Genomic DNA, 14,789 nt, shown 5'->3' on the forward strand with positions numbered 1-14,789 from the left:
CTCCCCCGGTGCCTTTCCTTATTCCAAGATCTCGAGTTCCGGTAGCGCTGCCACGATCCTATTCGTCTCCACCGACACCGTGACAATCCGTTCGATCAGGTCCAGGATGTAGCGGGGGTCGCCGACTTCGCGGCAGTAGTCGTTGGGATCGTTGGTGATCTGGGAGTCCTTGTGGGTGGTGACCTGGTAGCGGTCGATGATCCATTCCAAGGCGGATTTGCCGTTGACCTGGTAGTCGAAGGCCTCGTCCGGGATGCCGGCCAGCGTGATCCGCGAGTTATAAGTAATCCGCGAGTGGTCCTTGCGGGCGCCGAAGGACAACTTGTTCACCCGGTAGAACTCGAAAAGGTCGCCGATAGGTTCGCCCTGCACGATTTCGTCGAGTGCGTATGGCTCGACGGTTTCGTAGTTCAGGTGAAGGTCCGACAGGGCACGTCCGGCTTTGCTGAAGCCCCAGAAGTCTTTGACCTTGGGGATTCGCGGCAGCATCTTCATCAGGTCCGCCCTGTACTGCTCCTTATACGCGGGGCTGTGAAGCAGGCCGTAGACGTAGTAGAAAATGTCTTCTTTGCTGATAGCCGGGTCTTCGTAGAAGCTGCGGTAAGCAGTCAGCGTCGCGTCAGTGATGTTGTCCTTGCGGACATAACCATCGACGACGTCGGAATCGGCCGCAGCGAACAGGTCACCTTGGGCTTCAGCTGAGGCGGGTTCGTAGGTATAGAGGCTGAAGACTTGGTTGCCGCCGTTTGGAGTCAGCGCTGGAACGGTGTCGTTCATCAGGACAGAGAATGTCGCAGCAGAGCCGCCCTGAGGCATGACGATGGCAAGGTTGGGGTGGGAGGCTGTGGGGAACAGCTTGGGCAGCTGGCTCTGGTCGTTGTTCAACTCCTTCGCGAAGTAGATCACCTGGCGCGTGAACGGGCGGTACGCCGAACCCCTCAGTGCTGCAGGCGCGAATTCTAGCGATCGTTTCCGTCGAAGTTCCGTACGAAGCGAACGATCCCAGCTGATTACCAGTGGGTCTTGGTCCACGAACCCGAGCACTCCGGCATCATCTAGGTTGAGCCCGGACTCCTTGTAGCGCGTGACCTCCGAGTTGTATGTGTTCAGCATGCGGCGCACGTTGGCCTCGCCGGCGCTACGGCTGAAGTTGTAGCACCAGGCATCGCGGTTAGTCTTCAATCCCGAGGAGTAGTTTTCGAAGATCCCGGGCGTGCTGGGTTTGCCTTTGGTGGTCTTGTCACCAATGGGCTGGAAGGCGTCGTAGCGCTCGTCGCGGTGGTTGACCCAGTCACCGTGTTCGTTGGGGGTGATAGCTTCCCAGTCGGTGCCTTCGAGGGACTGCTCCATGCTGAGGATGTCGAGCTTCTGTTCGCGGGTGAGGTAATCGCCGATGTCCCGGTACTGGATGTCCGCCGGGCCGGTCTTCGCCGACTTCTTTATCAAAATACAGATAGCCACCTGGGTACGAGAGCCACTGCCGAAGACTTTGCCACCTTCCTTGCGGGATTGCTCACCCGAGGTGCGCTGGTTACCCCGAAGGTTGTAGACAAAGATCCTGCTGAACTCGATGGCGAAGGTTTTGCGGATGCCGTCGGCGGTGTTGCCGTCGATGAAGCTGCCGTTGGAAACGAAGGCGATGACGCCGTCGTTCGTGATGCGATTGGAAGCCCAGCGGATGCCGCGAATGTATGAATCGTAAAGGCTGTTCTTGTTCGTTCCGGTGGAAAGCTTGGCGTAACTCTCGGCGATGGATGCGTCCAGGACCGGATATGCCTGGTTCTGGTTGTTGTCATTCGCGCTCGACTGGCCGGCAGAATACGGCGGGTTCATCACGATGACGCGGATGTCTTGGTTTTTCTGCCGGATGACCCTGGCATGGTTTTCGGGGAAGATTCCCGTGGCCTCCAGTTGGCCATCGCTTTCATTCAGCTGAAAAGTATCCGTCAGGGCGATCCCGTCGAACGGCACGTACCCCGCCTCAGCGCCCGCAGCCGCTGCGACCTCTGAATAGACCGTCTCGACGTTGATGGCGGCGATGTAGTAGCTGAGCAGCACGATCTCGTTCGCAAACATCTCCTGCGTGTACTTGCGGTGCAGGTCCCCAGGTTTGATCAGCCCGATCTGCAGCAGCCTGGTCAGGAAGGTCCCAGTGCCCACAAACGGTTCGAGGATGGAGACGCCCTCGTCGGACAGAGACTTGCCGAACTCCAGGCGCAGCGCCGCGTCAGCAGAACGCAGGATGTAGTCGACAACCGGCACTGGGGTGAACACGATGCCAAGTCGATCTGCCACGCGGGGGAAGGCGTTGCGGAAGAAGTTGTCGTAGAGCTCCACGATGATGGCCTGCTTGGCCGCCGCATTGTCGATCTTGGACACTCGCGCCCGGACTGACTCGTAGAACTTTTCCAGGCCTTTGCTTTCCTTCTCAAACACGGCGTTTGAGCCGAGTTTGTCGAGAATGTTCTGCATCGCCCGCGAGACCGGGTTGTGCTCTGTGAAGTTCGAGTCGGCAAACATGGCGTCAAAGACCGGCTTGGTGACCAGGTGCTGGGCGAGCATCTCCACTGCCTGGGCGTCGTCGATCTCCGGGTTCAGGTTCTCCCGCAGGCCGGCGACGAATCCGTCGAAGGCTATCCGGTGGCTCGGATCAGCGTCTTCGAGCAGGTCGTTGATGAGATCGATGTGCTTCTTGGCGATGGAGGCAATGTCTTTGGACCAGTCCTCCCAGTACATGCGGTTGCCGCACTTGTCGACGATCTTCGCGTAGACGGAGTCCTTCCACTCCTCCACCGGGAACGTCAGGGTTTCCTGCGTTCCCGGGCCCACGGGTCCTGGCCCGGGCTCCACGTCCGGATCCGGGGAAGGGGATGGGTCGATAACCGGGTCTTTCTTCTTCGGCGCCAAGTCGATCCTGTCGACGATGATGGACTCGGGCGCCTTGTTGTTCAGCTCGATCTGGTTGATGGACGAGTCCATGCGCTCGTCATGGGCGCGGAGGGCCTGCAGCACCTGCCAAACCACCTTGTAGCGATTGTTGTCCCTCAGTGCCTCTGAGGTCGACATGCCCTCCGGGATGGCGATCGGCAGGATGATGTAGCCGAATTTCTTGACCTCGCCGGTCTCGGCGTCCACGTGGTTGCGCATAACCCTGCCAACGGCCTGGATCACATCGACCATGGAGTTGCGCGGGTTCATGAACAGCACCGCATCCAGCGACGGGACGTCAACACCCTCGGTGAGGCAGCGGGCGTTGGTCAGGATCCGGCACGTCGGCTGCTCCTTCTTCGGCCACGACCCGTTGGCGTTGCGCGGCGCGGTCCGGTCGTCGACCAGGATGACGTCAGCATCCTCCTTCAACCAGTCCAGCCGCTCCCCGCGACGGACGGCATTGAAGCCGCCGTCGATGTGCTTGACCTCTACCCGCAGGTCATCAGTCGGATCGTCGTTGGTCAGGTCAGTGAGGTGCAGGCGGGTGAGGTCTTGGAACTCTGCCTCGATAACCTGTGAGGCCTTGATGGAGCGGTTGAACGCCACTGCCCGGCGCATGGGCTGCCAGTCCTGGCCGAAGCCGTCCTGGAACTCGCCGGCGCGCCTTTTGGCCAATCCGTTCCAGACACCCACGAGCTTGGCAATGTCGTCAATGTTCAGTTCGCTGTTGCTGTCGGCCAACTGGTCCTGGAACGTGGTCCGCACCTGCGTCTCGTCCACGCCCAGCACTAGCACTTTGTAGTCGGTCAGCAGCTTCTGCTCGACGGCCTCACCAAATCCGATCCGGTAGAACACCGGCCCGTAAATGGACTGATCGTCCATGGAGCAGAGGACCGCGTCCTTCTCCCGGGCGGCGTCCTTCGTGTTGTCGTTGAAGATCCGCGGCGTCGCGGTCATGTAGACGCGCTTGGTGCCGGAAATCCAGTGGTTGTCGTGGATCTTCACGAAGTGCGACTCACCGTCACCGGCCAGCGTGGCGCCGGTGGTGCGGTGTGCCTCATCGCAAATGATCAGGTCGAAGTCGGGCAGCCCGGCCTGCTGGGCGGCACGCACGGCGTCAATGGACTGATAGGTCGAGAACACCACCGTCATGCCCTCATCCAAGGTGCGCGAGTTCATGGCCTCAATGAGCCGAGCACCGTCTGTCGTGGCGGGAATCTGCAAGTCGTGGAGCGCGACGTCGGTCAAGTCGGTGTCCTTAACGCGGCCGACCTTATTGTCCGAGCACACCGCGTATGCGTGCATGGGCTGCTCGGTCTCGTCTGACCATTCCTTCAACGACTGGGACATCAGCGCCAAGGACGGCACCATGAACAGGATCCGGGCGTGGCCCAAGTCTTCGGCGATCCGCTCGGCCAGCTTCAAGGACGTGAAGGTCTTTCCGGTGCCGCAGGCCATGATCAGCTTGCCGCGGTCATTGGCCTCGAAACCTTTCAGCGCCGCCTGGACCGCCTTGTGCTGGTGTGGGCGCAGCTGCTTCTTGTCGAACAACTTCGGCGTTGTGGGCGCCATCAGATCGTAGGTCGACCAGTCAATGTTTGAGTGCCGGAAGTCGCTCAAACCGATCCGCTGCACAGGCACGTGCCTGTTTTCGAGCATCTCCAACGCGTTGGTTGACCAGTCACCCTCGGTGGTGTCCACGACGACCGCGTTCGTGAAGGGCTTCTTCGAAGATGCTGACAGGAACGAGTCAATGTCGTGCTTCTGGATCCTGTAGCCAGGCGCGTAAAACTTCACTTGGATGGCAGTCAGTCCACCGTCGGTACGGGCGGCAACCAAGTCGATGCCATTGTCCTTGTTGGTGAAGTTCTCCGGACGGTCCGGCCAGTCGCGCCACAGCCACACGTCTGTGTACTGAGGTGCGTGAACACCGTCGTTCTCCAGATACTGCTCGACCAGCTGTTCGAGGTAGCTGCCTTTCATCCGTTCCGAATCCGCAAGATCGCGGTACGAATCAAGAAGCTGATCAAAAGTAGTCGACACAAAGGCCCCCAGAGACGAGAAAGCATAGGAAGCCGGCCCACGCCGGCGCTTCTGATCATATTGGTATTTGAAGGCTGGACCATGCAGCGATGACGGAGCCCGATCGCCCGGCGTCCGACTTACGGGCCAGTACGACGAGTTTCGCTTCGGTAAGTAAAGGGCGTCCGTTCGCGCCCGCTGACTGTCCATGCGACTCTCGCTCTTCCCCAGCCAGCGCTTGCAATGAGTGCGAGGGCTAGTCGCAGCCGATGGCACTGCCCCACGGCTGCGCAGAGCGCCTGAACAGCCCGCGAGGCTCAACAACCCCGGCGCGTCCAAAGAGGCGCTCAGATCGGACCCTGCGGTAGTCGGTGCAGATCTGTTCACTACTGAGCGGCGACAGTTCATAACATCCAAAAAACATCCACCACCTAGAGAAAGGGGTGGATTTCAGGAGATTCTGAAGGAAGCGCCCGAATCCCCACTTCTACTTGCACACAGAAAAACCCCCGGAATCTCCAAGGATTCCGGGGGTCTTGCCTGTAGCGGTGGGGAGGCTCGATCTCCCGACCTCACGATTATGAGTCGTGCGCTCTAACCAACTGAGCTACACCGCCATAAATGAGGAAAACCTGCGCTCAGCCGGTCAAAAACCGCCTTGACACAGGCCCTCATTCAGAGCCCCCCACCGGAATCGATCCGGTGACCTCGTTCTTACCAAGAACGCGCTCTACCACTGAGCTAGGGGGGCAACGAGTAAATACTCTACCGGAAGATTCGCCCACCAACAAATCGGCACCCGCACGACGGCGGAGCCGCCGAAAGCGGCGGAAATCCGGGCTTTCGGGCCGCCTGGGAAGCCCGAATCGGGCGCCGCGGGGGGCCGTTTGCACGGGGTGTGACGAAGCGAACACAGCGCCGGACCGCTTGAATTCTTAAACAAGAACGGGCCGGCTCAGATGCCGGCCCGTTCTCAGATGGAGTTATCAGATGGAGCTAGTGGTTACCACTTGTTGCGGGGCTTGAAGCCGCCTTCGTGGCGGGGCTTGCGGGTGTCGGCGCCGAAGCTCCGCTCGGAACGCTCGCTGTAGGAGCGGCCGCCGCGGTCCGCGGAAGACCGCTCGCCGTCGTTCTTGCGGAATTCGCGCTTGAAGCCGCCGTTGCCCTTGAAGTTGCCGCTGCCGCCCGAGTAGCCGCCGCGGTCCCCACGGTCCCCACCGCGGGTTCCCTGGTAGGCGCCGCGGTCACCGGAAGGCTTGCGGCCGTTGTCCAGCTCGAGGTGGATCAGCTCGCCGCCGATCCGGGTGCGGGACAAGGCCTTCAGCTGATCGGGGCTCAGGTCGGCCGGGAGCTCCACGAGGGAGTGGTCCGAGCGGATGTCGATGCCGCCGATCTGGGCCGAGGAGATGCCGCCTTCGTTGGCAATGGCGCCGACGATGGAACCCGGCATGACGCGCTGGCGGCGTCCGACGGCGATCCGGTAGGTGGCGTTGCCCTCGGTCAGGGTGCGGGTCGGGCCGCGGGAGCCGAAGCCGTCCTTGGAGCGCTCGCGCTTCTGGAATTCCGGAGCTGCCGGGAGTTCCTTGACCAGCAGCGGCTGTCCGCCCTGGGCCATCACGGCCAGGGCGGCGGCGATCTCAGCGGCGGGCACGTTGTGCTCTTCCTCGTAGGAGGCGATGAGGTCGCGGAAGGCCGCAACGTCCTCGGATTCGAGCGTCTCGGTAATCTTCTCGGCGAACTTGCCGAGGCGCAGGGTGTTGACGGTTTCGGCGGTGGGCAGGTGCATCTGCTCCACCGGCTGGCGGGTGGCCTTCTCGATGGAACGGAGCAGATACTTCTCGCGCGGCGTCATGAACAGGATCGCGTCGCCGGAACGGCCCGCGCGGCCGGTGCGGCCGATGCGGTGCACATAGGACTCGGTGTCGTGCGGGATGTCGTAGTTGACCACGTGGCTGATGCGTTCCACGTCGAGGCCGCGGGCTGCGACGTCGGTGGCCACCAGGATGTCGATGCGGCCTTCCTTCAGCGCATCAACGGTCCGTTCACGCTGCTGCTGCGGGATGTCACCGTTAATGGCTGCTGCCTGGAAACCGCGGGCGCGGAGCTTGTCGGCGAGGTCCTCGGTGGCCATCTTGGTGCGCACGAAGGCGATGACGCCGTCGAACTCTTCCACCTCGAGGATGCGGGTCATCGCGTCGAGCTTGTGCGGGCCCATGACCTGCAGGTAGCGCTGGCGGGTGTTGGCGCCGGTCGTGGTCTTGGACTTGACCTGGACCTCGGCGGGGTTGTTCAGGTACTGCTTGGACATCCGGCGGATCTGGCTCGGCATGGTGGCCGAGAACAGAGCAACCTGGCGACTCTCAGGGGTCTGCTGGAAGATCTGCTCAACGTCTTCGGCGAAGCCCATGCGGAGCATTTCGTCGGCCTCATCCAGCACGAGGTACTGGAGTTCGGAAAGGTCCAGGGACCCCTTGGCAATGTGGTCGATGACGCGGCCGGGGGTACCGACAACAACCTGGGCGCCGCGGCGCAGGCCGGCCAGCTGGGGCCCGTAGGCGGAGCCGCCATAAACTGGGAGGACGGTGAAGTCATCAATGTGCTTGGCGTAGGAGGTGAAGGCCTCGGCAACCTGGAGCGCGAGCTCGCGGGTGGGGGCCAGCACCAGGGCCTGCGTCTTGCGGGACGGGCCGTTGAGGTCGTGGAGCTCGGCCAGGCGGGACAGCGCCGGTACTGCGAATGCTGCAGTCTTACCGGTGCCGGTCTGGGCCAGGCCCACGACGTCGCGGCCTTCGAGCAGCAGCGGGATGGTTGCTGCCTGGATCGGGGACGGCTTCTCGTAGCCGACGTCCTGCAGGGCGGCCAGGACGCGGCCGTCGATGCCGAGGTCGACGAACTTGACGCCCTCATCCTCGGCGTCCTCAGCCTTGGACTCCTCGTTCTTGGACTGGGCAGGCTTCGTGTCAGCCTTGGGGTCGGTGCCAGCGGCCTCGGCGGCAGCCGGGGCCTCGGTGATGGCAGGAGCCTCGGTGAATTCCGGGGCGGAGCCGGCTGCGGGGGCAGCCGCTTCAGAAGTCTCGACGACGGCGGCGGTCTCGGTCGTTTCGGAGCTGTTCTGGTTTTCGGGCATAGGGGATTTCTTCCTCATCCATAGGGGCCAAGCGGCACAACCCGAGGTGAGCGGAGCCGCAGTACGCGTGACACGAGCTGCCGGGCGTACGTTGACCGGCGGGTCACATAGAAGTCCGGCGCTTTCGCAATCCCATGGCAGGACTTCCCGCTGCATCTCTTGGCTGCTATCCCAGCAGTCTGTACAGCGTTTTCTTTTGCCGGCTCTCCCTATGAAAATGCCCGCAACACAATTTGCGGGCCCCAACACTTGCCAGTCCTGCCTCAAGAATTGGGCAGGAATAAGGGATTTCCGGAGTGGGGGATAGTTCAATCATAGGCCATGGATCAGCACGGCGGTAACTGAGGGCCCGACGTCGGCCGGTGAGCTTGCGCACACCGGTGTCCGGAACCTAGACGCCGAGCCGGCGCTGCAGCTTCTCGAAGCGCTCGTGATACTCGGGCTGGAGGCGGATCTCGCCGTCGGCGTCGGCGTCGCGCAGGGCCTCCATGTCCTCCAACGTGGGGTCGCTGAACCACTTGGCGATGGTCACGCCGTGGGCGGGGACAAAAATCCTGTGGATGTGGTTCCCGGCCTCAATGCTTCCCGTCCGGACCACACGGAGGTATGTGCCCACCTTCCCGGCCTCGGTGAACCTCTGGACCCAGTGCGGCTCCCCCATCCGCCGCTGGAACGTGGCGCACGGGACGCGCGGAGACGTGACTTCAACCTCGACGTCCAGTCCGAGCTTCCAGCGTTCGCCGATCACGGCCTCGGAGGCGTCGATCCCGGTGATCCGCAGGTTTTCACCGAAGATGCCCGGCGGCAGCTCCCGGCCGAGCTCGGCAGTCCAGTAATCGGCGTCATCCTGCGAGTACGCGTAGAGGGCCTGGTGCTCGCCGCCGTGGTGGATCCTGCTGGCCTGGATGTCGCCGTGCAACCCCAGTTTATGGACCCGCACCGGACCGTCCACGGCGCGCTTGTCGATCGCGGTGACGCCGACGCTGCCGGGATCCGCGAGCAGCTGGTGGACCCGGCAGACTGCAAGCACAGATGCGGTTTTCATGGCTCCAGTCTAGGCCTGCGGCCCGCCGGGGCGGGAAAGCAAAGCCCCGGCCCATTCCCGGCCATAATTGCTGCCTGCAGCCGGTAGTCCGGTTAGGCTGGCATCAAATTTCAGAACCGCCTTGGCAGGCAGCGGCCGCTGCGCGGATTGCACGGCGGGTCATCGGGCGGAATCAGGGGGGAGCGCATGGATCAGCACGGGCACGAGGGCAAGGAACAGCCCACTAGGGGCGGCGAGCCGAAGCCTCCGCCGTGGCAGGTGCCCAAACCTGAGCTCCGGCCCGAGCTGCAGAACCTTCCCGGTCAACCCGCCCGCGCCGGGGACGGCGAACCCGGCGAACCCGGGGATAGCGCGCCGGGCGCCATTTTTGACCCGTTCGAACGCGAACGGGAGCGAGAGTTGGCCGCTGCGGCCGTGCGGAAGAAGCGCTCGCAACGCCGCACCGTCGTCGTCGGGCTGGGCGTCACGGCGCTCCTGGCCGGCACCATCACGGCCATGGTGGCCAGCAGCAACGAGGAACCCGACTACGCCCAGGTGTGCTTCAACGACGACACCGGCGAGCGCGTCGAGGACACCCGGTGCGATAACAGCAGCACGGACGGGCGCAGCTCCGGCATCTACGCCTGGTACTTCTATTCCCGTGGCGCCAGCGTGCCCGGCGTGGGCCAGAACCGCTCCGGTTACCCCAGCTACACCAGAACCGTCCCCACCGGCGCCCGGACGTCCACGGGGTACAGCGCCAAGGGCGGCACCGTCAGCAGGGGCGGCTTCGGCGGTAGCTCCAAGGGCGGAAGCATAGGAGGCTAGGGATGAAACGACTGCAATCCGAGCCGAGGCCGGACTGGAAAGCGCGGATCGAAGAGCAGGGACTGGTCTTCTCCACCACCACCCTGCCGGACGGGACGAATATCGAGTACTGGCACGAGGCCGCGTATTACGAATTCACGATGGCCGAGGTGGAAACCCTCGAACAAAACGCCGAGGACATGCACCGCATGTGCCTCGAGGCCGCCAGGTTCCTCGCGACCGGCGCGATGGGCACCATCGGGATCGGGCCGCAGGCACTCGAACTGGCGGCCCAATCACTGCAGGCCGGTGACGTGGACGTGTACGGCCGCTTTGACTTCGTCTACGACGGCCAGGGCGGCCCGGCCAAGATGCTCGAGTACAACGCCGACACGCCCACCGGACTCATCGAGGCCGCCGTCGCCCAGTGGTTCTGGCTGCAGGACGTGTTTCCGGACAAGGACCAGTGGAACGGCATCCATGAGGCGCTCATCCGGCAGTGGAAGAAGCTGCAGTACCGCACCGGCATGAGCACCCTCCACGTCGCCCACTCCGAGGCGGAGCAGTCCGGCGAGGATTGGATGACGGCGGCCTACATGCGCGATGTCGCCAGCCAGGCCGGCTGGACCACCATCGGCATCAACATGTCGGACATCGGCTGGGACCCCAACCTCAACCGTTTCGTGGACCTGGACAACTTTCTGATCAGCACCATGTTCAAGCTCTACCCGTGGGAAGTGATGATGAAGGAGCCGTTCGGGCAGCGGCTGCTCCAGCGCGCCCACAATCCGCGCTGGGTCGAGCCTGCCTGGAAGATGCTCCTGTCCAACAAGGCCCTGCTCGCGGCACTGTGGCACCTCTACCCGGACCACCCCAACCTCCTGCCCGCTTACCTGGACGGGCCGGGCCCGCTTGCGGACTGGGTGGCCAAGCCGCTGCACGGGCGGGAAGGGGACAACATCAGGATCCACGCGCCCGGCATCGAGCTTGAACAGCCCGGCGACTACGGCCGGGAAGGCTGGTGCTACCAGCAGTTCCAGGCCCTGCCCGACTTCGACGGCAACCGCCCGGTGCTCGGACTGTGGGTGGTCGACGGCGAATCGGTCGGTTGCGGCATCCGCGAATCCGACGGCCCCGTTACCGACTACTTCTGCCGGTTTGTCCCCAACACGATCGACGCTCCGGCTCCCGAATTCACCACCTCACGTCAGTCCGACTCCGGCAAGGCAGGTATCGCCCTATGAGCGCCCAAACCACGACGGCGGCCGGCAGCCCGGCACCCACTCCGGCCAAGGGGCTGCGGGCCGGAATCCTGGACCTCGGTGATTCCGTCATGCTGGGGCTGGCCTCCACCGCGCCGGTCTACTCCCTCGCGGCGACCCTGGGCCTGATCGTGGCCGTCAACGGCACCTACACTCCCCTGATCCTTGTCCTGGGCTTCGTGCCCGTGCTCTTCATCGCCTACGCCTTCCGCGAATTGAACAGCGCCCTGCCGGACTGCGGGACCACGTTTATCTGGGCCCGCAACGCCTTCGGCCCGTGGGCCGGCTGGCTGGGCGGCTGGGGCGTCGCCCTGGCCGGCGTCGTGGTCCTTGCCAACCTGGCGCAGGTGGCCGGGCAGTACCTGTGGCTGCTGGTCGGGGACGGTTCCCTGGCCCACAACAGTCTGGTCGTCACCGCCACCGGGGTGCTGTTCATCGCCCTGATGACGTTCGTGAACTACCGCGGCATCCGGCTCGGGGAGCACGTCCAGCGCGTCCTGACCTACGTGCAGTACGTCTCGCTCGGCATCTTCGCGGTGGCCCTCGTGTTCCGGATCGCCGGTGGTGTACCCGGCGGGGCCGCGGGCCAGGCCTTCGACGCCGAATGGTTCAACCCCGCCGGCGCGTTCGCCGATCCGGGCGCCGCCGTGCACGGAGCCCTGCTTGCCCTGTTCATCTACTGGGGCTGGGACACCTGCCTTGCGGTGAACGAGGAGACGGAGAACCCGGCCACCACCCCCGGCCGTGGTGCGGTCATTTCGGCGTTCGTGCTGGTGGCCATCTACGTCTCGATGGCCCTGCTGGTGATGATGTACGCCTCGGTGGGCACGGAAGGAATCGGCCTCGGAAACGAGGCGAACCAAGGCGATGTCTTCCTCGCCATGAAGGATACGGTGCTGGGCCCCTGGGGCTGGCTGATCGTCGTCGCGGTGCTGGCCTCCGTGCTGTCCTCGACCCAGACCACCATTCTCCCCACTGCCCGCGGCACCCTGTCTATGGCCGTGCACGGGGCCATCCCGCCGAAGTTCGGCACAGTCCACCCGCGCAACCAGACGCCTGGTTTCTCCACCCAGATCATGGGGGCAGCCGCCATCGGCTACTACGTGCTGATGAGCGTTTTCAGCGAAAACCTGCTGGCGGACTCCATCAGCTCGATCAGCCTTTTCATCGCCTTCTACTACGCCCTGACCGGCTTCGCCTGCGTCTGGTACTTCCGCGCCACCCTTCGCAGTTCGGCCCGCAACTTGTGGTTCCGCGGGATCCTGCCCCTGCTCGGGGCCCTCCTGCTGACCGCGGCCTTCGTCGTCTCGGCGGTGCAGATGTGGGATCCGGGCTACGGCGACACGCAGATCTTCGGCGTCGGCGGCGCGTTCGCCAGCGGGGTGGTGCTGCTGGCGCTGGGCGCGGTGCTGGCCGTCGTCTGCCGGTTCGCGCCGTCAACCCGGGGGTACTTCCTGCAGCAGCCCGCCCCGGCGCACCCCGGCGGAAGCGGCCCGGCGCACCAGAGCCCTGCGCAGCAGCCCGGCCCGGCGCACCCCGGCGGAAGCGGCCATAGGATGCTCCCATGAGCAACGCCGCCGCAGCTTCCGATGTTTCCGATGTCCTCGCAATCGATTCGCTCCTGAGCGCCGGCGAACTGGCCGTGCGCGAGCGGGTTCGCGACTTCACCGACCAGCGGATACGTCCGGGGATCGCTGGCTGGTTCGAGGACGCCGAGTTCCCGCTCGAGCTTGCCCCGGAACTGGGTGAACTCGGCGTGCTGGGCATGCATCTGGAGGGCTACGGCTGCCCCGGCCGGTCCGCCGTCGAATACGGCCTCGCCGCCATGGAGCTCGAGGCCGGGGATTCCGGCATCCGCACGTTTGTCTCCGTGCAGGGCTCCCTCGCCATGACGGCCATCCACAAGTGGGGCTCCGAAGACCAGAAGCAGGAGTGGCTCCCCCGGATGGCCGCCGGCGAGCTGATCGGGGCTTTTGCCCTGACCGAACCCACCGCCGGCTCGGACCCTGCCTCGATGCAGACCTTCGCCCGCCGGGACGGCTCCGGCGAGGACGCCGGCTGGATCCTGGACGGCGCCAAACGCTGGATCGGGCTCGCGTCGGTGGCCGGGGTCCTGGTGGTGTGGGCCAGAACCGACGACGGCGTGCGCGGTTTCCTTGTCCCCGCCGGCACCCCGGGCGTCACCGCGACGCCGATCGGGCAGAAGCTCTCGATGCGCGCCTCCATCCAGTGCGACATCACCTTCGACAGCGTGCGCCTCGGCCCGGAGGCGCTGCTGCCGGCGGCTCAGGGACTGCGGGGCCCCTTCACCTGCCTCAACGAGGCCCGGTACGGCATCGCGTGGGGCGCGATGGGCGCTGCCCGGGATTCCTACGAGGCCGCCCTCGCCTATGCCCAGGAGCGGTTGCAGTTCGGCAAGCCGCTGGCCGGATACCAGCTGACCCAGGAAAAACTGGTGAACATGCTCCTGGAAATCCAGAAGGGTACCCTGCTGGCCTTGCACCTGGGCCGGCTCAAGGACGCCGGTACGCTGCGCCCGGAGCAGATCTCGCTCGGCAAGCTGAATAACGTGCGGGAGGCGCTCGCCATTGCCCGGGAGGCCCGCACGATCCTTGGCGGCAACGGCATCACCTTGGACTATTCCCCGCTGCGGCACGCCGCCAACCTCGAATCCGTCCGCACCTACGAGGGCACCGACGAGGTTCACACCCTAGTCCTGGGCCAGCACATCACGGGACTCCCCGCCTTCCGCTAGCTCTGCCCCGAGATGGCACTTCACGGCAGTGCCGTGAAGACATAGCCGTGAAATGCCATCTCGGCGGGGTACCGGGTAGAAGTTCCGCGGGCTTAGGCGGAGAAGCCGCCGTCGGCCTTGACCAGCTGTCCGGACACCCAGCGGCCCTCGGGCGAAAGCAGGAACGCCGCCGTTCCGGCCACGTCGGCCGGAGTGCCCAGCCGCCCGCCGGGCTGCCGCCTGCCCAGCTCGCTCCGGAGCGTGTCGTCCATCCAGCCCGTGTCGACCGGCCCCGGGTTAAGGACGTTGGCGCTGATGCCCAGCGGGCCGAGCTCCCGCGCCGCCGCGATCACGATCCGGTCCAGCGCGCCCTTCGATGCTCCGTAGGGCACGTTGTAGGCGGTATGGTCACTGGTCAGGGCCACGATGGCCCCGCCGTCGGGACCAGCCTGCCGGGCAAAGGCGGCAATCAGCTGCCAGCTGGCGCGGGTGTTGACCGCGAAGTGCCGGTCGAAGCTCTCCAGGGTGGTGTCCAGGATGCCGGAGTCCACGGATTCGGCATGGCTGAGGACCAGAGCTTGCAGGGTTCCGGCTTCGGCCGCGGCAGCGGCCATCAGCCGGTCCACGGCGTGCGGATCTTCGAAATCTGCCGGCAGTGCCACGACGGCGGCACCGATCGCCTGCAGCTCGGCGGTGAGGCGTTCGACGTCGTCCGGCTGGACGCCCCACGGCATCCGGGCATCGTAGTCCTGCCAGGAGGTCAGTACGAGGTCCCAGCCGTCGGCGGCGAGGCGGCGCGCGATGCCGGCGCCGATTCCGGCGAGCCGGCCGACTCCGGTGACGAGGGCGGTCTTGCGGGGCGAGGAGGAGCTCATGCCGACC

Annotated in this window: 8 protein-coding genes and 2 tRNA genes; 4 read left to right on the forward strand and 6 right to left on the reverse strand. The window is 64.7% G+C overall.

The window, feature by feature from the left end; all coding sequences use genetic code 11:
• Positions 1-18 precede the first annotated feature (18 nt).
• The 5 genes from BM372_RS02070 to BM372_RS02090 form a co-directional block, all read right to left on the reverse strand.
• Entirely contained in the window at positions 19-4,914 is a 4,896-nt protein-coding gene (locus tag BM372_RS02070; protein ID WP_218160835.1) for a DEAD/DEAH box helicase, read from the reverse strand.
• A gap of 582 nt (positions 4,915-5,496) precedes the next feature.
• A tRNA-Met gene (locus tag BM372_RS02075) sits at positions 5,497-5,570 on the reverse strand.
• Between the two features lie 62 nt (positions 5,571-5,632).
• Positions 5,633-5,704: transfer RNA gene (locus BM372_RS02080), tRNA-Thr, on the reverse strand.
• Between the two features lie 252 nt (positions 5,705-5,956).
• Positions 5,957-8,080 carry a DEAD/DEAH box helicase gene (locus BM372_RS02085; RefSeq protein WP_090951131.1) on the reverse strand — a complete coding sequence of 708 codons (2,124 nt, stop codon included), beginning with the start codon at positions 8,078-8,080 and terminating at the stop codon, positions 5,957-5,959.
• A gap of 391 nt (positions 8,081-8,471) precedes the next feature.
• Complete coding sequence (locus BM372_RS02090) at positions 8,472-9,125, reverse strand: MOSC domain-containing protein (protein WP_090951133.1); 654 nt, start codon at positions 9,123-9,125, stop codon at positions 8,472-8,474.
• Between the two features lie 186 nt (positions 9,126-9,311).
• Here BM372_RS02090 and BM372_RS02095 point away from each other — a divergent pair, with 186 nt between their 5' ends.
• The 4 genes from BM372_RS02095 to BM372_RS02110 are packed head-to-tail and all read left to right on the forward strand — an operon-like array spanning position 9,312 to position 13,928.
• The gene (locus tag BM372_RS02095) at positions 9,312-9,932 is read left to right on the forward strand and encodes a Tat pathway signal protein (protein ID WP_090951139.1); all 621 of its coding nucleotides are present in this window, start codon (positions 9,312-9,314) and stop codon (positions 9,930-9,932) included.
• 2 nt (positions 9,933-9,934) lie between these two features.
• Entirely contained in the window at positions 9,935-11,155 is a 1,221-nt protein-coding gene (locus tag BM372_RS02100; RefSeq protein ID WP_090951142.1) for a glutathionylspermidine synthase family protein, read from the forward strand.
• The gene (locus tag BM372_RS02105; RefSeq protein ID WP_090951145.1) at positions 11,152-12,741 is read left to right on the forward strand and encodes an APC family permease; all 1,590 of its coding nucleotides are present in this window, start codon (positions 11,152-11,154) and stop codon (positions 12,739-12,741) included. The genes BM372_RS02100 and BM372_RS02105 overlap by 4 nt, the downstream gene beginning before the upstream one ends.
• Positions 12,738-13,928 carry an acyl-CoA dehydrogenase family protein gene (locus tag BM372_RS02110; RefSeq protein ID WP_090951148.1) on the forward strand — a complete coding sequence of 397 codons (1,191 nt, stop codon included), beginning with the start codon at positions 12,738-12,740 and terminating at the stop codon, positions 13,926-13,928. Before BM372_RS02105 ends, BM372_RS02110 begins: the two co-directional genes overlap by 4 nt.
• Positions 13,929-14,020: 92 nt before the next feature.
• On the opposite strand, the gene BM372_RS02115 is transcribed toward BM372_RS02110, so the two are convergent.
• Positions 14,021-14,782 (reverse strand): SDR family oxidoreductase, encoded by a 762-nt coding sequence (locus tag BM372_RS02115; protein ID WP_090951151.1) that lies wholly within the window; start codon positions 14,780-14,782, stop codon positions 14,021-14,023.
• Between the last annotated feature and the right edge of the window lie 7 nt (positions 14,783-14,789).

Source organism: Arthrobacter sp. ov118 (assembly GCF_900116495.1).
Classification (GTDB): Bacteria; Actinomycetota; Actinomycetes; order Actinomycetales; family Micrococcaceae; genus Arthrobacter.

Excerpts from the sequence above, each read along its gene's own strand:
- BM372_RS02070 (WP_218160835.1), bottom strand. The coding sequence starts at position 4,914 with ATGAAAGGCAGCTACCTCGAACAGCTGGTCGAGCAGTATCTGGAGAAC.
- BM372_RS02085 (WP_090951131.1), bottom strand. The coding sequence starts at position 8,080 with ATGCCCGAAAACCAGAACAGCTCCGAAACGACCGAGACCGCCGCCGTC.
- BM372_RS02090 (WP_090951133.1), bottom strand. The coding sequence starts at position 9,125 with ATGAAAACCGCATCTGTGCTTGCAGTCTGCCGGGTCCACCAGCTGCTC.
- BM372_RS02095 (WP_090951139.1), top strand. The coding sequence starts at position 9,312 with ATGGATCAGCACGGGCACGAGGGCAAGGAACAGCCCACTAGGGGCGGC.
- BM372_RS02100 (WP_090951142.1), top strand. The coding sequence starts at position 9,935 with ATGAAACGACTGCAATCCGAGCCGAGGCCGGACTGGAAAGCGCGGATC.
- BM372_RS02105 (WP_090951145.1), top strand. The coding sequence starts at position 11,152 with ATGAGCGCCCAAACCACGACGGCGGCCGGCAGCCCGGCACCCACTCCG.
- BM372_RS02110 (WP_090951148.1), top strand. The coding sequence starts at position 12,738 with ATGAGCAACGCCGCCGCAGCTTCCGATGTTTCCGATGTCCTCGCAATC.
- BM372_RS02115 (WP_090951151.1), bottom strand. The coding sequence starts at position 14,782 with ATGAGCTCCTCCTCGCCCCGCAAGACCGCCCTCGTCACCGGAGTCGGC.